This window comes from Cupriavidus sp. HMR-1 (assembly GCF_000319775.1).
Lineage (GTDB): Bacteria > Pseudomonadota > Gammaproteobacteria > Burkholderiales > Burkholderiaceae > Cupriavidus > Cupriavidus metallidurans.
In genome coordinates, this window is record NZ_ANKP01000165.1 from 1 (window position 1) to 18,266 (window position 18,266).

General features: G+C 59.0%; 19 protein-coding genes and 1 tRNA gene. 11 read left to right on the top strand and 9 right to left on the bottom strand.

Features of this window, described 5'->3' with window-relative positions; genetic code table 11:
- From D769_RS18970 to D769_RS31920, 9 genes are all read right to left on the bottom strand, one after another.
- A partial coding sequence (locus D769_RS18970; protein ID WP_008648331.1) for a restriction endonuclease EcoRII occupies positions 1 to 809 on the bottom strand: 809 nt, incomplete at its 3' end.
- Positions 810 to 842: 33 nt separating this feature from the next.
- On the bottom strand, positions 843 to 1,322 hold the full coding sequence (locus D769_RS31290) for a very short patch repair endonuclease (protein WP_081596835.1): 480 nt from the start codon (positions 1,320 to 1,322) through the stop codon (positions 843 to 845).
- 1 nt (position 1,323) lies between these two features.
- A complete protein-coding gene (gene dcm / locus D769_RS18975; RefSeq protein WP_008648335.1) occupies positions 1,324 to 2,586 on the bottom strand; it encodes a DNA (cytosine-5-)-methyltransferase in 1,263 nt (420 codons plus the stop codon).
- 662 nt (positions 2,587 to 3,248) lie between these two features.
- Positions 3,249 to 3,638, bottom strand: a complete 390-nt coding sequence (locus D769_RS18980; RefSeq protein ID WP_193750056.1) for a type II restriction endonuclease — start codon at positions 3,636 to 3,638, stop codon at positions 3,249 to 3,251.
- Positions 3,639 to 4,081: 443 nt separating this feature from the next.
- Positions 4,082 to 7,111: a DUF927 domain-containing protein gene (locus D769_RS31665; RefSeq protein ID WP_008648337.1), complete on the bottom strand. Its 3,030-nt coding sequence runs from the start codon at positions 7,109 to 7,111 to the stop codon at positions 4,082 to 4,084.
- Positions 7,108 to 7,491, bottom strand: coding sequence for a hypothetical protein (locus tag D769_RS18990; protein ID WP_008648338.1), 384 nt, complete (start codon positions 7,489 to 7,491; stop codon positions 7,108 to 7,110). The genes D769_RS31665 and D769_RS18990 overlap by 4 nt, the downstream gene beginning before the upstream one ends.
- Before the next feature lie 60 nt (positions 7,492 to 7,551).
- On the bottom strand, positions 7,552 to 7,770 hold the full coding sequence (locus tag D769_RS18995) for an AlpA family phage regulatory protein (protein WP_008648339.1): 219 nt from the start codon (positions 7,768 to 7,770) through the stop codon (positions 7,552 to 7,554).
- A gap of 382 nt (positions 7,771 to 8,152) precedes the next feature.
- Complete coding sequence (locus D769_RS19000) at positions 8,153 to 9,292, bottom strand: tyrosine-type recombinase/integrase (protein ID WP_008648340.1); 1,140 nt, start codon at positions 9,290 to 9,292, stop codon at positions 8,153 to 8,155.
- A gap of 82 nt (positions 9,293 to 9,374) precedes the next feature.
- A complete protein-coding gene (locus D769_RS31920) occupies positions 9,375 to 9,797 on the bottom strand; it encodes a hypothetical protein (protein WP_008648341.1) in 423 nt (140 codons plus the stop codon).
- Between the two features lie 161 nt (positions 9,798 to 9,958).
- Between D769_RS31920 and D769_RS19010 the strand changes: the two genes are divergently transcribed.
- The 11 genes from D769_RS19010 to D769_RS19055 all read left to right on the top strand — a co-directional run bounded on the left by D769_RS19010 (position 9,959) and on the right by D769_RS19055 (position 17,992).
- Complete coding sequence (locus D769_RS19010) at positions 9,959 to 10,270, top strand: hypothetical protein (RefSeq protein WP_008648342.1); 312 nt, start codon at positions 9,959 to 9,961, stop codon at positions 10,268 to 10,270.
- A 230-nt stretch (positions 10,271 to 10,500) separates the two neighbouring features.
- Complete coding sequence (locus tag D769_RS19015; protein ID WP_008648344.1) at positions 10,501 to 11,070, top strand: DNA cytosine methyltransferase; 570 nt, start codon at positions 10,501 to 10,503, stop codon at positions 11,068 to 11,070.
- A gap of 109 nt (positions 11,071 to 11,179) precedes the next feature.
- On the top strand, positions 11,180 to 11,773 hold the full coding sequence (locus D769_RS19020) for a hypothetical protein (protein WP_152415028.1): 594 nt from the start codon (positions 11,180 to 11,182) through the stop codon (positions 11,771 to 11,773).
- Positions 11,774 to 12,066: 293 nt separating this feature from the next.
- The gene (locus D769_RS19025; protein ID WP_008648345.1) at positions 12,067 to 12,270 is read left to right on the top strand and encodes a major capsid protein; all 204 of its coding nucleotides are present in this window, start codon (positions 12,067 to 12,069) and stop codon (positions 12,268 to 12,270) included.
- Positions 12,270 to 12,602: a hypothetical protein gene (locus tag D769_RS19030; protein ID WP_008648346.1), complete on the top strand. Its 333-nt coding sequence runs from the start codon at positions 12,270 to 12,272 to the stop codon at positions 12,600 to 12,602. Before D769_RS19025 ends, D769_RS19030 begins: the two co-directional genes overlap by 1 nt.
- Positions 12,603 to 12,624: 22 nt before the next feature.
- On the top strand, positions 12,625 to 14,025 hold the full coding sequence (locus tag D769_RS31925; protein ID WP_152415029.1) for a virulence factor TspB C-terminal domain-related protein: 1,401 nt from the start codon (positions 12,625 to 12,627) through the stop codon (positions 14,023 to 14,025).
- Positions 14,025 to 14,300: a DUF2523 family protein gene (locus tag D769_RS19035; protein WP_040011135.1), complete on the top strand. Its 276-nt coding sequence runs from the start codon at positions 14,025 to 14,027 to the stop codon at positions 14,298 to 14,300. Before D769_RS31925 ends, D769_RS19035 begins: the two co-directional genes overlap by 1 nt.
- Positions 14,297 to 15,418 (top strand): zonular occludens toxin domain-containing protein, encoded by a 1,122-nt coding sequence (locus D769_RS19040; RefSeq protein ID WP_008648352.1) that lies wholly within the window; start codon positions 14,297 to 14,299, stop codon positions 15,416 to 15,418. The genes D769_RS19035 and D769_RS19040 overlap by 4 nt, the downstream gene beginning before the upstream one ends.
- Positions 15,419 to 15,856: 438 nt before the next feature.
- Positions 15,857 to 16,726: a hypothetical protein gene (locus D769_RS19045; RefSeq protein ID WP_008648354.1), complete on the top strand. Its 870-nt coding sequence runs from the start codon at positions 15,857 to 15,859 to the stop codon at positions 16,724 to 16,726.
- Positions 16,727 to 17,065: 339 nt separating this feature from the next.
- Positions 17,066 to 17,920 (top strand): site-specific integrase, encoded by an 855-nt coding sequence (locus tag D769_RS19050; RefSeq protein ID WP_008648356.1) that lies wholly within the window; start codon positions 17,066 to 17,068, stop codon positions 17,918 to 17,920.
- A gap of 4 nt (positions 17,921 to 17,924) precedes the next feature.
- A tRNA-Ser gene (locus D769_RS19055) sits at positions 17,925 to 17,992 on the top strand.
- The last annotated feature ends 274 nt before the right edge of the window (positions 17,993 to 18,266 follow it).

The window sequence follows — 18,266 nt, forward strand, 5'->3', positions numbered from 1 at the left end:
TCACGAAAGCTGCTTATGCACACCGCCCGTGCTCTCATTTGGAACTCTTTGAAGATCTCGTATTCGACTCCGCGGCTTATTGCACGGATTGCATCGCCAGGTCTGGCCATTGAGTAGGGGTCAAGACTCTTAAGGCCATTGTCGGCCATGTAGCGAGCCCTCGCAGTCGCGGCTAGCGCGGCGGTCGCCGGCATGGAAGCATACTTGGCCGCGAGCGTGTCGATGGTCCCAGCGAAGAACGCCTTTACTACTTCCTCTATGAACGTGAGCTCCTTCTCTTCGCGCTTACGGCGCAGGGCTTCCAGTGCGAAAACCCCGGAACGAAAGTCTGGAGGCAGCGAGAGGAGGTCACCGAGCAAATCGCAATCGTCGCTCTCGGAGTCGATTGTGACAGCCCTGTATGCGTCGGCACCCCGCCTCCCAATGACCAAGAAAGAGGCAGGAGCCAAATCGCAGAACGCCGCCTTTGGGAGTCTCGTCAAATGTGTCTCAGCTCTCTTGCTTGTGTAGTGAGCGAGTCTGGCCTGCTTCTTGACATTGATGCCGATCCATTCAATTTCGAAGAATGTTTCCCGTATCTCGTCGGCATCCGGTTTTTCGCGCCGCTTGGTTACTAGCGGTGGGAAAAAGCCGCTGTCACGCTCAGAAGGCGGAACATAGACCCCAGCTTGGTGCTTGTTCGGTAGTCGCGACCAATCGCGATCATTTAGAGATAGCTTTTTGACAAAAATCGCTTCCGAGCTGTCGATGAAAGCAGAAACCGGAAGGTTCGACTCCTTTTCCGAAAAGATGTCCAATTGTTCCGGCATTTGTCCTGAATTGTTCGCTATGTGGTGGACATGCTACGCGACAACCGAAAAATGATCCACAGCGGCAATTTCCACCCATTTTCCCTCGCTCGACCTTATCCATTCAGCCAAATCTTCACAGACGGCCTCGACAGGTCTTTTTCTGCGCCCCCTAATCGCGCATTCGCGGACGATTGCAACACGCCAACCTGCGGCAAGAAGATCGGAGACGACGCGGTCGTCCCTTGCGCGGTTGCCTTCGATCTTGGCCGTCCAGAACTCCGGCCTGGTGCTGGGAATCTTGAAAAGCGGACAGCCCACGTGCCCATGCCAGAAACAACCGTGAAAAAAAACCACCGTCCGTCGTCCCCGAAAGACAATATCGGGTTTTCCGGGCAATGTGTCGCGGCGAAGCGAGTAACGAAGCCCTAGGCGATGTAGGCCTTTGCGCAGTGCCAGTTCGGGCTTTGTGTCTTTCCCGCGGATGCCGGACATCATGCGGCTGCGGATCTCCGGCGGGACGACGTCTGCCACGTCAGGCTGCGAACAGGCGGGGCCTACCGGCGTCTTTCTCGGCCAAGGCCATGACGCGCGGCTTCATCAGCGCGGCGACGGCTTCGAACACGGGTACGGCGACGGCATTGCCGAACTGACGATAGGCCTGAGTATCCGAAACCGGAATTTTCCAGTCTTCAGGGAAGCCCATTAGCCGTGCACACTCACGCGGCGTAAGTCGACGTGGGTTCTTCTTTCCGCGCGACACAAGGATTTCTGACCCATCCTTGTGGTAGCGGGCCGAAAGTGTCCTTGCGACCATGTCAGGGGTAACAAGGCCGAAGCCAAAACCGTTTCCAGCGGCTTTGTGCTTGTCCGCGTAAGCCCTCAGGTAGGCCCACAGCTTGTCCGACAGAACATATTTATCAGAGACCTTAGCCTTGGGGCCCGCTGTGAACGGTGCCTCCGCCGACTCGCTCCCATCCTCGGGGTGCAGGATTGAGGCGAGCCGCGGACCTTCATCGGGGAGGTCTAGATCGTCGAAACTGAACCCTACATCCTCCCTAAAACCGACAATAACGATTCGTTCGCGATGCTGAGGAACGAATCTCTTGGCGTCGATGACGCGCGCCTCGATCTGATAGCCAAGCTCTTCTCGAAGCGTGCGCATGATGACACTGAACGTCCGGCCTTTGTCGTGTGAGACGAGGTTCTTGACGTTTTCGAGCAAAAAAGCCTTCGGCCGTTTTTCTTCAAGAATGCGCGCAACGTCAAAGAACAACGTCCCTTGCGTATCGCATGCGAACCCGTGGGCTCGGCCTAAGGAGTTTTTCTTCGAGACCCCCGCGATGCTGAAGGGCTGACAAGGAAAGCCAGCGAGTAGCACATCATGATCAGGAACCTCGGAGGCTTCGATTTTAGTGATGTCGCCATTGACCTCGTGCTCATCACCGAAGTTCGCAACATACGTTTTCTGCGAAAAGGTGTTCCATTCGCTCGTGAACACGCATTTGCCGCCTTGCCGCTGAAAGCCGAGGCGGATGCCGCCGATCCCAGCGAACAGATCGATAAAGGTGAAGTCCCCGCCGCTGACGGACGGCGGAATAGGGCTCTTCGGAAGGTCTATATCCTTGCGCATCAGCTCACGAATAGCCAAGCCGACCATCCGGGGAGCCAAGATTTTGCCCGTTTCCCAACGCGAAACAGTTTTTGCATCCACGCCGAGTAAGTCGGCCAGTTCCTTCTGCGTCCAGTTTTTTCGCGCCTCCGAGAGGATCGCCTCGATCTCTATAGGATCGCCCATGTCTTGCTCCCTATCCTACGCATGTTCTGTCGCTAGCCCATTTGGGAATCTTGGCGGACATTATGCCCCCAAACAGGCCCAGGGTCTAGTACTACCCATTTCCCGACTTCAAGATGGAAAATCGCTGCCGAGACGGACTGCCGGGCAGAGGCTTCTTTCTGCTCCATATGCTGTATAAATATACAGTGTGCGCAAGGGGGCCGGTAGATGCAATTGACGTGCGAAAGGGGACTGGACTGAAGAGTTGCGCGTTGCTGTGCGAGTGGCGCGCCTGCAGCGGTTCGTGCAACACGCCGCACAGTTCGCTCCGTTGCTTCCCGCTATACGACAGCCAGTCGACCAACTCGGCCGGCGCGTTCAGTCGGGCGCTGCCCGAGGAGCCATGTCTGAAGGAAATGGAAGCAGCGGCGGGCGGCTAGACTCGAGCGAGGAAGCATTTTGTGAGAGGCGTCTGGGATCGCCAGTCTACCGAGCCGTAATGACTCTTGGTGGCGCGATGTATCGGACGGTATGCCACGAAGGAGCAGTCCAGGCGACCAGCCGGCAGCCGAAGGTACAACTTCCTCGGGGGGCCGCCGGGAAGCTGGCCTGCTACGTATAGGGCGACAGTAGCAGCAAGTAGCACCAGGCTGGTGCGGCCCCTCAGTAATAGAACAGAAGGGCTAGTCGTCGACTACCGGCGTCCATGCATCGACAACCGGAGCATTAGGCTCCGAGTTTCGAGGCAACAGAATGAGGTTTAGTCGACGCTGGCTATCGAAGCCGATAACGACATTGTCGCCCGCCTGAGCGTGCTCCATCACCGGGTTCGTCTGAAAGTACAGCCGATGCTCCGTTCGCGTCGGATGCTCGAGACGAGCATCGTACCAAGTGACGCTCGCCTGTGTCGTTACGTTTTCGCCACGGATGGAGAATATCGCCGGCTGCTCTACCTTCTCCAACCCAAAGATAGCCTTCAGTGCGGCAACTCCGTTGAACTCGTGCTGGTTCGACCGGTTAGGATCTGCTTCGACGGCGGCGAGCGTTTTGATGCACGCGCGTGAAAGACCCATTGCTCTGCTTGACATTTTTTTTACCTCTTATTTGAGTGTCCGCATGTGCCGCGCCGCCGAAATGACGAGCGTCAGCCCCACGGCTCCCTGAGATTGGGATGCTCTCCCCTCAAGACAAGTGCTGGCACACCGGACAATTTACGATGGACAAGATAAATGTCCTCCATAACAGCTTGCAGTTACAGGCAAACTGTTTGCCCATTTGACTTCGGAAGCCGCGCTGAGATTGCACCACCTCGACCGGTTGAATCCGCAGTCGAACTCCGCCCGTCAAGTCCTCTTTCCTCCTCGGTGTGTTGGGGTGCAGCCTATTTCCACGGTAGGACATATGGGCCGCAGGGACCATCACCCGCAATGCCGTACCGGCAATAGGTCTGCACTCTCAGGCTGGCCCCCGCAGCAGCTCGGAACGTGGGCGCCTCGTGGGCCAGCCTTTATAGTCGCTAATCCATACGCGGAGTGAGAACGTAGCAGCGCGCCCGATTCAACCCCGGAAGACGTTCCTTCCGCTGAGGCTTGCCGTCGCTATCTGGCTTCAGCCAGCCGTTCTCCATTAGCGTGCGGGTCGCCATCTTTGGATCGAAGCCCTTGCAGATGTCATTCTTGAACGACTCGGGCAGCACGATGTACTCCCGAAGATCGCCCGCGCCAATGCGCACAAAGCCTACGCGGTTGATGATGCGGGTATCGTTCGGCGATCCACCCCACGTCTCTTCACATTCGACCTCTGACGTACGAAAGGGTTGAAAGCGACTGGCGCCGTTTGCTTCAATGAACGCTTTCACTTGGCTTAATAGCGCGCGTTCCTCCCGATTCCCAGCCCCACCGAACCCTTCAAACCATGCATCAAAACAAGCCCGGACTGCGCGTTCTGCCTCGCCCGTCTCCCAGCCCGTCAACCCGTAGCTGGTCGCAAGTTCGCCAGCAGCCGCCACCAAAACAAAGCGCCGCACCACGCGCTGCACTTGCCCTGAAGTTCCTGCGGACACCCAGACTTTGCAGAAGAGTTCCATTTGCCGGCGCAGAACATCCGCCAACTTGGCACGGTCGGCCACGATGTGCCGCAACCATTCGAAACCGACAGTGCCGTAGAAGCGCGCTGCGCCATCCTTCAAGGCGTGGGCGAACTCAGCTGGCGTGGTGTGGTCGTGCAGTTGTTCAAACGCTCCCATCCCCGCACCGGCATCCGCCTCGATGTCAGCCAGGCGGACTTCTTGACCAGCCTTGGCGAGCTTGCCCCCTTGCGCCATGTGTGCAGACAAGCCCAACTCCCCCGACGACAGAAACATGAGCCGCCACTGTGCAGACGGTCGGGTGACGCCAGTACGGGTTGCGCGCGACTTTCCCTGGCCGTTCGCCAGCATGTAGGCGATTTCGCCAGCTTCAGCCGGGTCAACCTGCCCCATCTCGTCGAGAATCAAGAGTCCATCGTTGTGCGATGCCGCCAGCCCCTCCATGGCGTTCGCAGTCGCGCGCCAGGTGTGCATGTACGCGCCCGGCTCACCCCACACAGAAGCTGCAATGCCCAGCAGCGTTGTCTTCCCGCAGGAAGAATTCCCGCGGAGGTGGAAGCCGCCAGAGTCGATGTTAGCCAGCTTCGCCAAAGGGGCTGCAAGCGCTATACACAAGGCAAGCATGATGCGCGTGTTGCCATTCGCTGGCGCTGCGACAGCCGCTCGCCACTCCTCCGCCGTGCCGGACTGCGACAGGGCGGGCTCAATGGCGCTGGCGTTCTGGAAGACCACTGCTTCCTTGCCAGCGTCCCCGATGGCTTCATCACGCGTTACATAGGTCATGTCATGCCAGCCAAGGCGAGACACGCATTTCGCGCGTGTATCGATCTTCCATGCTTGCAGGTAGGTCGACAGCATATCGCGTGCCCCACGGCCAGTAGCGATCTCCAGTCCCCCACGAGCCAACTCCCTGCGCATGTCTGCCGCGTCGCCTTGCAGCAGTTCCATCGGCATTGCCCAGCGGTGCAGCACACCGGCACGGTCACGCCACTCCAGCAGGCGGCCCCATTCTCCACTCTTCTCATCGCAGGTTACGGCCACGATTCGCAGCAGGCTGCACAGAAACAGTGGGTTCTTCAGATTTCCCTCCTCGTCGGCGCCAATCCAGAACACGCCGCTTGCCGAACGGGAAAAGCTTCCGTTACCGTAGGGCTGCGAGATCTCCGCTTTCTCGGCATTTCGCGCCGCGATCTCGGCGGCCAGCACCTCCTGTTCAGGCGTCGGTTCGGGCAGCGACTCAAATCCCATCACCGCCCAGTCGTAGTCGCTCAGCCAGTGTTTGGTCTCAGTGGCTGAGTCGTACACATACAGCCGGCCCTCATTCCCTTTACACAGAAATGCAGCCCAAGACGAGGAATCACGAAACGGTGCCTGGCAGCGCAGCCTGCCGCCTTGGGGCAGGAGTTCGGCCGCTTGCCCGACGGTCATCAGACCGCGCCCCTTGACCTCAATTTCCGTCTGCGAGGTCAGGTCGTACGCGTCGGCAATCATGCTGCTGCCGTTACCACGGTAGCAAATATTGAAGCCAGCCGACTTCGCCAGCTTGGTCGCCTCCCCAGGCGACGGCAACTCGATGCGGCTCGTGTCGAGAGTCGAGCTAAACGGTCCAGACTCGACTTCGATGGTCTGCGGCTCGACTGCGAGTCCATCCCCTTCGACCGTGGGCTTGCCGCAAAATACGATGCGACCGACGTTCCACACACTGATGTCAAGGATTGTCGCGGGGGACTGGCCGACGATATCGCCGTGCTTGTTGCGACGGGGCTTCGCCCACGCCAACCGGCGCTCCCACGCACGACCGATCAGACCCGTCCGCAGTCGCGGCACGTCAGTGGGATTCGCCACCCTAACCCAGGTGTGTCCGTTTCCTCCGCCCACCGGTCGGCCGTCGCACACCACGCGACGCGAAGCGGAATTTGCGAAAACATAGTCGCAGCCGTCGACGCCTGGCAGCAGGTCATTCACCCGCTTGAGCCACGCCGCGCGATCCAGCGCGGCCAGCTCGGGCGGTGTGTGCTCGTCCGTATCACGATCCAGCAGGATCCACGCCGATGGCACGCAATTCTCTTTGAGGCGACCAAGCACCTTTGTGCCGTCCTGCAGGCGATGAATGCCCTGTGTTTCGTCGCGGCCTTTCACCCCAAATCGGCGCTCAATATCCGATTCCGCAAGAATGGTGAACGGCTCACCGAGCTCGACGCCCAGAAAGCCGCTGTTAATAATTGCCGCACAAGGATCTTCCGACACCTTCGTCAGAAGGTCGGCCATCGTGGCTGCATCGGGAACGTAGTGCATTGCCGCGCGAAATTCTGCAGCGAGCAACGTGGGCGCCTTTTCAATAGAGCCGTCGGAGCCACGCAGGAACCGCTTGTTAGTAGGGCGTTCAGCGCGGATAACCGTGACCACCTCACCACGCGCCAGGACGTCGCCAATCTTTGCAGTAGCGTGTTGGATGTTCATGCTGTGCCCTCTTGCTGGTCCCCATCGTACAAACCGAGGGCACGCATCTCGTTCAGAGTCAGCGCAATAAATCCTTCACGCAGGCCATCTTCCACCTTTTGCAGAACACGGTCGTCGGCAGCTTTCATCAAAGCGTCAAACATTGCGCCGTCGCAGCCGTCCTGACCGATGCCGCGACGTTCGCGGTATTCCAGTTTCCCCGAGCGGCGACGGGTAATAAGCATGTGCGTGCTGTCCGTCCAGATAGCGCGCTCCGAAGCATCCGCCCGACGCAGCCGGTACTTGCGCCGCGGATTGGCTCGGAACCAGGTCTTGTCAGGAATCGACTCCTTCAATCCCCGCGTGAAGATGGACTCGATCACTTTATTGGCGTTGTTCATGTAACAACCTTTAGAGCTGAAATTGACGCCCGGCCTATCTGTCGGGCGCTTCCATTTGCTTTACGAGGTGGCAGCGATCGGATTGGCCAGCCAAGCTCGCACGGCTTCCACTTGCCATGCAGTCACCCGTGAGGACAGCTTCACCGGTGGCGGGAAGGTTCCTGCCTTCACCCAGCGCCACAGGGTCGCTTTGCTGATAGGAAGGACTGAGGCGAGAAGGTCGCGCTCGCGGACATAGCCGTGCTCAGGGAGCGCGGTGCGGATGGCGACTTTTGTCATATGGAGTCTCTCCAGGTGGTTGAACGTGCCTCCACGGTACGCACAATCGCATAGCGTCGCCTGCGGCCGGATTTCGCGATCTTTTGGTCACATTCCGCAACCCCTCAGTCACAGACCTCGGCTTGCACGTCTCGGCCCATCGGGCCCGCGAGCGAAAGTGGCGTGGGGGCCGGGCCCCGGAGCCTGAAACCCGCAGGTTTGTCGGCCTGGCTGGCAGTCGCCCCCATGGCCCCCAGAGAATGGGCGGACTGGAGTGTCGAGGCGGCGGGCAACAAAAAACCCGGCGCAAGGCCGGGTCCCACGGAATGCGCGCTGTTCTGGCACGCTCACCTATTCACAGCTCTCCTCACACTCCGGCAGGCTCGCCTTATCCGCCAGGCCGCTAGAGAAGGGCGACGGCATCAAGTTTCGCGCGAGTGCGGTCATGCCGAAGGTGACCATAGTGCTTGTCGATCATTTCCGTCGAAGTACCGGCGAGACGCGCAACCACAAAGCTGTCCATGCCTCCAGCGATCATTTCCGAGATGGCAGTATGTCTCAGCGAGTACATGACGACATCCGGCGGGAGCTGTGCGGCCTTGACGGCGGCCTTGAACGGTTTCTTCCACAGATCCTTGTTCCAGCGCTGACCGTATGCGTTCGCCAGCAGCGGCGCGTTACCGATCTTCCCCCGAGCACGCTCGGCAAAGAACGTCATCGCGCTCGATGACAGCGTGACAATGCGATAGCCTGTTTTTCCCTCCAGGGCCAGAGTGCCCTGTTCCCAGTTGAAGTGCTGCACGGCTGCACTCGCCAATTCGCCTGGCCGCGCGGCGGTTAGCAACATGGCGGACACGAGGTGCGAAAGGTCTTCGGGACAGGCCTTGAGGAGTTTCACCCGCTGCTCCGCCGGCAAGAAGCGCTCGCGCCTACGGCCCACGTCCCCGAATTTGGAGACAGTTTTCCAGCCAGCGTCAGTTGCCACAAGTCGGTCATTCAGTGCCAGATTCAGCGCCGCCTTCAGCGACGCTAGGTTGCGGTTGGCGCTGTCCTTTGCCCGGCGCAGATCGTCCTCGTCTTCGGCGTCTTCCTCATCGGATTCGATCTGTGCCGCCAACCAAGACTTGATGTGCGAGGTCTTGAGCGCGGACAGATCAATCCCGCCGATCTTCTTTCCATAGATGAGACGCCTGAACCGGCCCTCCGCGTCCTTCTTGCTACCCGTGCCCTTGCGCATTCCAAGGTCGGTCACATAGTGCTCGCAGGCCTGTGCGACGGTCATTCCCTTGTGCGAGACGCCAGCATCAATGGATTCCGCCCATCTCCGGGTGGCTTTGGCCGCGTCGTCATAGTCCGTGAAGGTTCCCAGGGCGCGGTAGACCTGCTTTCCTTCCTCGGTGCGTCGGCGGGCGATCCAGGTCCCTTCGCCCTGCTCAGCCTTCCGGTACCCGACAAACAGCCCGGCTTCAACCCGCGCCCAATAGGGCTCTCTCCGGGGCTTCAGCCGGTCGCGGGCGGTCTTCGATTCAATGGGGTTTGCCATGAAAGATCCGTACGGAAACAGTACGGAAATTCTATCCGAAACTTCATGAAACTATAAGATCTGAATATACCCATAATTTCAGCTAGTTAGAGTGATAAATGGGGCGTCGAGTAACCGCGTGAAACTGAAAATCCTGCCCTCCGAAGGCAGGGGTTGCTGGTTCGATCCCAGCCGGGCGCGCCACTTCTTGTGCTTTTAGTTCTGTAGCAACTCCCGCAGTGCCAACAGCCAGGGCAACCATTGCAGTTGCTCCGGCTCGCTTCGCAAAAATCTCCCACAGCGATTTCTTGCCGCGCTCGCTACGCTCGGCTTCGATCAGCGCGATCTGCGTGCATAGGTCTACGTCATAGCCAAGCTCCACACCGATTTGCACGGTGGCGGCCGCGGTCATTCCACCTCGTCGCTTCCATTCGCTCACGGTGGTCTGACTCACGCCCAAGAATTCGTACATAGCCCTTTGGCTATGTTTTTCCACGTATTCATTGAAAAGATCAATCGAGCGCATTGGTTTCGTCCTTGACACCGCAAGTTGCGGTGTACATCATTAGATACATCACAGTTTGCGTTGATCGCAACTTGTGATGCGACGAAGTGTAGGCCGTAATGCACGGCTCGTAAACCAAAGCCCGGTGGGTCCGGGCGTCGATCTGTAACGAGGGGTATCTCATGAAATTCAAGGCACAAATTTTTGTGATCAACCGTAAGGACTGGTCGTTCGATGGCAAGTCGGGAACTACCTACTCGGCGCAAATGCTGATCACGTCCGCTCGCGAAGAGGACGGCAAGATGGTTGAAGACGTGTTCGTGGCGCGACTGAAGGTGCCCGAGCACATGAAAAACACCCAGCCGGGTGAATACATCACGGAACTCGTGCCGTTCGCTGACGGCAACGGCAATCTCGATTTCCGCGTGGTGGCGCTGGTGCCGTTCGGTCGTCCGGCGGCAAACGGCAAGGCTCCGGCATCGGCGGCGGCGTAAGAAAACCCCTCGTGTCTCGCAGCGATGAATTGCGGGTGGCAGGCCGGAAAGACGGCCAATTTTTCGTTTACGGGGTCAGTCATGTATCGCGAGTGCCAGGACTGTTTCACGCAGGATGACGAAGCGCGTTTTCTAGACAGTGAAGAACACTGCTTTGTGTGTCCGGTCTGTGGCTCGCGGTGGACGTTGGGTGTGTCGGAGCATCCAGCTTTGCGCGGGGAGGTGGAGTGATGCGAGTTCTTGTTGCGTGTGAGTACTCGGCGACGGTGCGCCAGGCATTTGCGGCATTGGGCCATGACGCGTGGTCCTGTGATGTGCTGCCAACAGAGATTCCGGGACAGCACTACCAGCGTGACGTGCGTGACGTGTTGGGGTTGGGCTGGGATTTGATGATTGCGCATCCGCCCTGCACTCACTTGGCCGTTAGCGGGGCTCGCTGGTTCAAGGACAAGGTGGTTGAGCAGCGCGAGGCGTTGGAATTCGTTCGTTTGCTTTTGGACGCCCCGATTCCGCGCGTTGCCCTGGAGAACCCGGTCTCGATTATCTCGAGCCGGATTCGCAAGCCGGATCAGGTCATTCAGCCGTGGCAGTTCGGTCATGGGGAAACGAAAGCCACATGTCTCTGGCTAAAGGGTCTTCCGAAGCTGGTTTCTACGAACGTCGTTGATGGTCGTGAAAACCGGGTGCATCGCATGGCTCCGGGGCCGGATCGGTGGAAAGAACGGTCGCGGACATTCTCGGGCATTGCCAGGGCGATGGCGGATCAGTGGGGGTCGCTGGCAATCCAGGAGGCTGCGTAATGCGCTGGCTCCTTTCTCTCTTCTCTGAGCGTGCGGCGGTCGAGCGTGATCGTCGTGCGCATTCCCAAGCTCTCTACGCGAAGTATCGCGCCGCTCTTAGGGGGTGATCGTGTTTGCATCGGCTGACGAAGCGCGGGATCACTACGACTCACTTATCTCGGAAAAGCAGCGTGTCGTTGTTGAGTGCGATGTCGCCCTCTCCTCGCTTGAATCGGCCTATGAGTACATCGAGGGCGTGCTTACTGAAGTTGAGACCGGTGATCTGTTGCCGTCGGCGTCATCGCTTGAGGTTGATCTGTTCGATCGACAGATGATGATCTCTGACCGGATCGGTGAGCGCGAGGACATGAGGCTTCGGGCGGAGTTTGCTGCCGAAGATCTGGAGTCAGAGCGTGATGTCGTTGTGGCAAGCGTAGAGGAGCGCGAGGAAGAGGAAGAACAGGCAGAGGGTGACGGCGTTGATGGGGATGACGCTGTGCTTGCTGAGGTGGATGAGCTTCTTGGTGTGCAGTACGTGGACGGTGATCCGAATCGGGTGGACAACAGTCACGTCGAGTTCATCGACGAAGACGAGTACGCCGTGCAAGAAATGTGGCTTCGGTACACCGATAACCTTCTCGGTGTGCGATACGTGGACGGTGATTCGAGTCGCGTGGACAACAGTCACATCGTGGTGCTCGATGACACAGAGGAATGGGAATGATGCGGGCGAACTTTGGGGGCAGGCATTTGATTGATAAAGCGATCTATGCAATGCAGGTCGTGATGTTGTTGGCCGGCGTATTGAGGGCTGCTGTGGTCGGAGTGTGGGCAGGTTGTGGGCAGTGTGTGGGCAACCGGTCGTTTGGTTGTCCATGCACTGTCCATGGCCTGTCCACACGTTCCGCAGGACCGTCCACAGCATGGACAACTTCCAACGTCTGCAAGCTGGTTTTTCACTGCCAGGGCGATCCGAACAGTCGCCCTGGTTTTCTCAACCTCCCTATAGGAGAAATCATGTTCAAGTTCGGTAAGAAGGCAAAGATGGCTGCGCTCGGCGCAATCTCGATGGCTGCGGCTGGTTCCGCCATGGCGGACGTTCCTGCTGCTATCACTACGTCGATCACGCAAGCCCAGGCTGACGGCGTGACGGTTGCGGGTCTGGTGATCACCGCCATCGTCGCGATCTGGGCGTTCAAGCTGATGCGTCGGGCGCTGTGATGCTGGACGGGGCGCTGGTGGGTGGCACCTGCTACCTCAACCAAGGTGCTGCGGCTGACGCGTACTACAGCGCGGCGGCCCCGTCTCAGGTTCCGGGAGGTACGTCGTACCTCTCGGCATTTGTGAAAGTGTCGGGGGCGTGGGTGCTGCGGCGCTATCAGATTTCAAGCACTGGGGATGTGGCGATGCTCGCCGATGCGGCGGTCCCTGTGATTCAGTTTCCGCCGTGTGATCCGGCTGCGAACTTCATGGACGGCATGACGGTTGGCTGGGGCGTGGTGGCGGCGATGTTTCTGGCGTGGGGAGTTGTGTATCTGCGTAGGGGGTTGTGATGCTTGCTACGGATTTCTGGCTTTGGGCTGGGTTCTTGCTGCCGGTGATGCCGGCAGTAGTCATTTTGATGGTGTCAAGATGACGCGCGGGTGCGGGTTCGATTGGCTGCGGCTCGGCATTACTGCCGGGCGCGTGATGCTGATTTGTCTGTACGGTGTCTTGCTTGCAGGGCTTCTCGCCCTGGTCGTGATGCTCGGCTCTTCGATGGCTAGCGCTGCGTCTATTCCGTTGGTGACGCCTTCAACGGTTGCGGCATCAGCGTCGAGTGCATCGGGTTTCGTGACTACCGCGTCGGCCACGTCTTGGTCGGGTGCGGCCTTTAACTCGGCGTTGACTACGCAGGTGGCAGGCAAAGCTGTGACGGTGCCTGCGACATGGCGGCTTGCCGCTAATGCTGGCCAGATTGCTGTCAATGCGCTGCGCATCAATCCTGCGGGTCTAGCTGCATCGGTCGCGGTGTCGTGGTTGCTCGGCTACGGCATTCAGTGGGCATCGGACCACTGGCAGACAACGACGCCAGGGCAACCCGCTTCTCAGTGGGGTGGCGGGTATAACTACACCTGTACTGGTGGTGGTGGGCCGGGTCCGATCTCTGTCGCGATGGCTACGGCTTGCGGCAACTATGCGGGTTGGACTGGTATCACCGATGTGCAGATTACTCTGCAGACTGGGACTACGTGGTGGGCGTCGGCTTTGACGGCGAATCAGCCTGGGGTGCGAAAGACGATTGCGGTTTTCACGAAGGCTACGGGTTGCCCTCCTGGTACTACCGATAGTGGAACTGCTTGCGTCAGTGCGCCGACGTCGCAGCCCAGCACGGATGCGGACTGGGCGAAGGTGGACCCAGCGACGATTCCTGATGCGGTGCTTAACAATCTGGCGAAGGATGGCGTGTTTCTCGGGGTGTCGCCAACGGTTAATACGGCACGTCAGGGTATTACGCTGGGTGCGCCTTACATTGATCCGGTTACGGGTCGCTCGATGGTGGACATGGCTTATGTCACGCCTGCTGCGGATGGGAAGACTGCGGATTTGCAACTTGCGAGACAGCAGGTAGACGCGAACGGTAATCCTGCAACGGATGCGTCTGGTGTCGCGGTAGCGCCAGTGAAACAGGATGACCCGTGTGTTGGTAATCCGACGCGGTTAGGGTGCATGACAAGCGGCGATATCCCCCAGGGTCCCGATCTTCAGCAGTCATCCAAGACAATCTCTATTACGCCAGATTCTGGTTGGGGTCCGGATTCCATGGCGTGTCCTGCCGATGTTGTGGTGCCGTTGCATGGTGGTGGCGGCTCGGCGGTTTTTTCCTACAGGCCAGCGTGTGATTTTGCGGATGGTGCGCGGCCCGTGGTGATCGCGTTTGCATGGGTGGCGGCTGTGCTGATTGCGTTGGGGGTGGGCAATAGAGGGGGTGAATGATGGGGAGCTTGGCTGGCTTTCTGATGGGGTTGATTGGGCCGCTTGTTCGTCAAGCTCTTGTGGCGATTGGTATTGGTCTGATTACCTATGCGGGGCTTGATGCTGCGGTGTCGTCTGCGCTGTCGGCTGCGAAGTCTTCGCTTGGTGGTATGCCTGCGGTGGCATTGGCGCTTTGTGCTCGGGGCGGGATGTTCACGGCGTTTTCGGTCATTGCGGGCGGGATCACTGCGGGGGTCTCCATGATCGTGGTGAAGCGTTTGGGGCGGGTGACATGAGCGCAACCCATCCGATCACGCTGATTACCGCGACACCGGGCGGTGGCAAAACTGCGCTGGCGGTGGATATGATTCGCGAGGCGGTGGAAAAAGGGCGTCCCGTCTTTCAGCTAGGTATCCCTGAACTCAAGCTGCCCTACATCCCTACCCCTTCGGTCAAGGATTGGACCGAAATGCGGGTTGATCCGGAAGACCCGGACAAGAACGAACTCCCCTACTTCACGTTTCCCGAGAATGCGCTGATTGTCCTGGACGAAGCGCAACGCATTTTCCGCGTGCGTGCGCCCTCTTCTAAGGTGCCGGATCATGTGGCGGCGTTTGAGACCGTGCGGCACACTGGCGTGACGTTCCTGCTGATGACGCAGAACCCAACGTTCTTGGATACGCATATCCGCAAGCTCGTTGGTCGGCATATCCATCTGCGTGATGTTGGCTTGCTGGGGCGCTGGTATTACGAGTGGCCGGAGTGTGGTGAGCCCGAGCGGTTTCAGACTGCGCCGATCAAGAAGAAATGGACCCTGCCGAAATCGAGTTTCGGCCTGTACAAGTCATCGAGTTTGCACATCAAGCGGAAGTATTCGGTTCCGCCGCTCATGATGGTGTTGGGTCTGTGCGTGGTGCTGGCGCTGTTTTTGGGGTGGCGTGTGTACGGCATGATTTCAAGCAAGGTGTCGCCACAACAGTCGTCACAAAAGGTCGAGACACAGGCGGACGGGAGCGTGCCTGTGGTGCCGGTCAAGTCTGCGGCACCGTCGCCTTCGGGGCGGTCGCTGGTGGGCTCTGTCGAGGGCGCGGATTATGTTGCGGCGTTCATGCCTACCGTGCCGGGACATCCCGAGTCGGCTCCTGCGTATGCCGAAATGCGCCAGGTGAAGGTAATGCCCATGGTCATTGGTGGCGCGTGCAATAAGGTGCGGTGCAAGTGCTATAACCAGCAAGGTACGGATGCTGGGCTTGATGACGTGCAATGCCGTACGTGGCTGGCCAATCCGCCGTTTGATCCGTATCGGGAGCCGGTGGCCACGGCTGTCACGCCGGTAGGTGCGACGGATGGCGGAGATAGGACTGCCGCGGCCGCGCCTTCGTCGGGTACGCCCTCGAGAGGGTCGGGCGTCTAGCGTTAGGAGTGTCCGCGCTGGTGCCAAGGGCCGGAGAACCGAGAACGGATTGCCCTCGTGGCGGTTGTCGAGCGGCCCAGCGAGGCTGGCGGGACCGAGTAGCGGGTTGCACTGCGGGCGGGGATCGCAAGGCGCAGGTCCACAGGCGGGCCCGCCCTCTCTGAAAGCAGGTCTTGGGGGTGCTTCTATGCCTGGAAGATTTCGGGCCGCCTATGGGGCTTGTGGCGCGTCCTGAGTGCCTTCCGGTGCGAGCCGCTCCGATGCGCCGCCACGCGGCGCACGGGGCGGGCCGGGGCGAGCGAAGCGAGCCCTACTTGTATCAATAACATTTAAGAAATAGCAGTACGTGGCGGCGTAACGCAGGCAATGAAAAAGCCCGGCAACGACGGCAATCGTTCCGGGCGGTGATCCATAACTTAACCTTGATAGAGACTCGCTATGGACAACGCAATGGTAGGCGAACAGCGCCCGGATGGAAAGGTCTATTCGGAGGGCATCGCTGTTCGCGTTCGGCACTTCAGCAACGGCCAGGTGGAAATCAACGGCTTCCCGACTGCTGCATGGCATCGCATCAACGATGCGCGTCTAAGGGCTCATGAGCTAAAGACGGTTCGCGGTGAGTCGGAGCATCGTGAGCGCAATGAGGAGATCGCTGTGCGTCGGGCCGTGCAGCAGATTCGTGTTCGTTGTAAGCAAGTGGGTGCGGATCAGATGATCACGCTTAGCACGCGGGAGAATATTCAGGACATGGAGCGGTTTTACCCGCTCTGCAAAGAGTTCTTCAGGCGTATGCGGTTGCATGGCGAGTTTCCCTATGTCGCGGTGCCAGAGCGTCAGAAACGGGGCGCGTGGCATTTGCATGTGGCATGTCAGGGTAAGGTAGCCAAGCGTTTGATTATTGCCGTGTGGTTGCGCGTGGTTGGTGGTAGGGGCAACGGTTACTGTTTTGTATCGAATCCGGGGCGCTCTGACTCGCAGCGAAACAATGGCAAGCGGTGGGAATCGCATCGCCTGGCGGCTTACATTTCCAAGTACATCAGCAAGGATGTTTCAGGGCGCGATCTGAACGACAAACGGTATTGGACATCGCGGGGCATCGTTGTGCCGGAGCGGCAGACGTGGGGAACTTGGGTGGATTGCCCTTCGATGTATGACGCCACGCTTCCTGTTTTGCATTACCTGCAAGGTGTTGCAGGTCTTGATGATCTGGTGGCCCACATCAGCGCAAAGAATGGCTCGTTTTGGTTTGCTACAGGGCCAAGGTTCGTGGGGCCAGTTCAACCTGTATCTATCGAGTCAGGTACTTGACTGCTGTGTAGACGGCACAGAGTATCGCGGCCCACAGCAAGATGTGGCCGATTGGCGAGGGTTTCAGAGAGGCGTCTTTTGTGTTCGTGTCCTGTTCCTTCGGCTCGTTTGGGGTGCTACGGTCCTTGCGGTATTGCTTTGGGTTGTAGTGTGGGCTCGGTGGTTTGTTGCCTTCTTTTCGTAGCTTCCACCATTCATCTTGTTTGGGCGGCATATCTGGGTTTTTGTGAATTGTTCGCCATTAGAATAGCTCAAGCTTTACGGGCTTATGTCACTCGGGGATTAGTTTTGTCCTCGTTAGAATCGTCGCATACCACTACAAAGAAAAAGGCTGGGTCGATGGTTTTCGAGGACGTGATAGGTATCTATCTGGCGGGGTCGCAGCATCGTAGTAAGCAGCGGGATCAGTATTCGTTGCAGCGTTTGCAACCCCACTTCGGCGGTAGGAAAGTAACGGAAATTCGGCGGGCGGATGTTCGGGCCTATGTGGCAAGTCGGCAGGCTCAGGGTGTCAAGCAATCGACTATCGGCAGGGAGTTGCGGTTCTTCTCTGCTGCGCTGAATTTTGTACGCCTTGAGCATGACAGGCCCGACATTGGGAACCCTGCTCAGAGGCTGGGGTTAGAGGCCGCTGAGGGGCGCGTGCGCTGGATCACGCAGGATGAGGCTAGTGCGTTGGTGGAGGCGGCAGAGTTGTACGCACGTAGGCCGCATTTGCCGTGCTTTATTCGCTTGGCGCTGAACACCGGGGCACGTAAGTCTGAGCTGCTGAAATTGACGTGGGCCAGGGTGGATCGTGATCGACGGTATTTCCTGCTCGAAGGGGCGGATACGAAATCGGGCAAGCGTCGGACGGTCCCACTCAATGACGCGGCGATGGATTCGTTAGCGGTGATGCGGGGATGGTTGCAGCGGCACGCATCGGGCAATCCTTGGGTGTTCGGTCATGGTGTCGATCGACGGATCACCACGTTTCAGAACGGATTCGATGCGGCGTGTGAGAGGGCGGGAATTGCCGACTTTCGGATACATGACATGCGGCATACCTGCGCTTCGTGGCTGGTGATGGCTGGTGTGCCGCTCGGTGTCGTCAGAGACTTGCTAGGGCACTCGTCGGTGACGGTAACTGAGCGGTATGCCCATCTGGCACCAGACCAGATACAAAACGCTGTGCAGCGGCTGTTACCTTTTTGATACGGCGTCGAAGGCGGGAATACTGCCCTCCGAAGGCAGGGGTTGCTGGTTCGATCCCAGCCGGGCGCGCCAATCCCAGCAAGACTTTCCCGAAGTGATTTCAACTCAGGCCGCGCACCGGCCATAGCTGGATTTCGGTCGCCCGATGCCGGAAGTCAAAGGCGCGGACCCGATACGCACGGGCCAATGCCGTGCGTACCCGAATCCGCGCCGATCGCCGCAAGGGCGATTTACAGGGACAAGGGGAGATCAGTACCAGCTCTGCTGCTTGTTGCCCTTGATGTTGCCCGCCACGCCGCCTGCGACGGCGCCGATGGCGGCGCCGGTCCAGCCGCTGCCGCCGGCA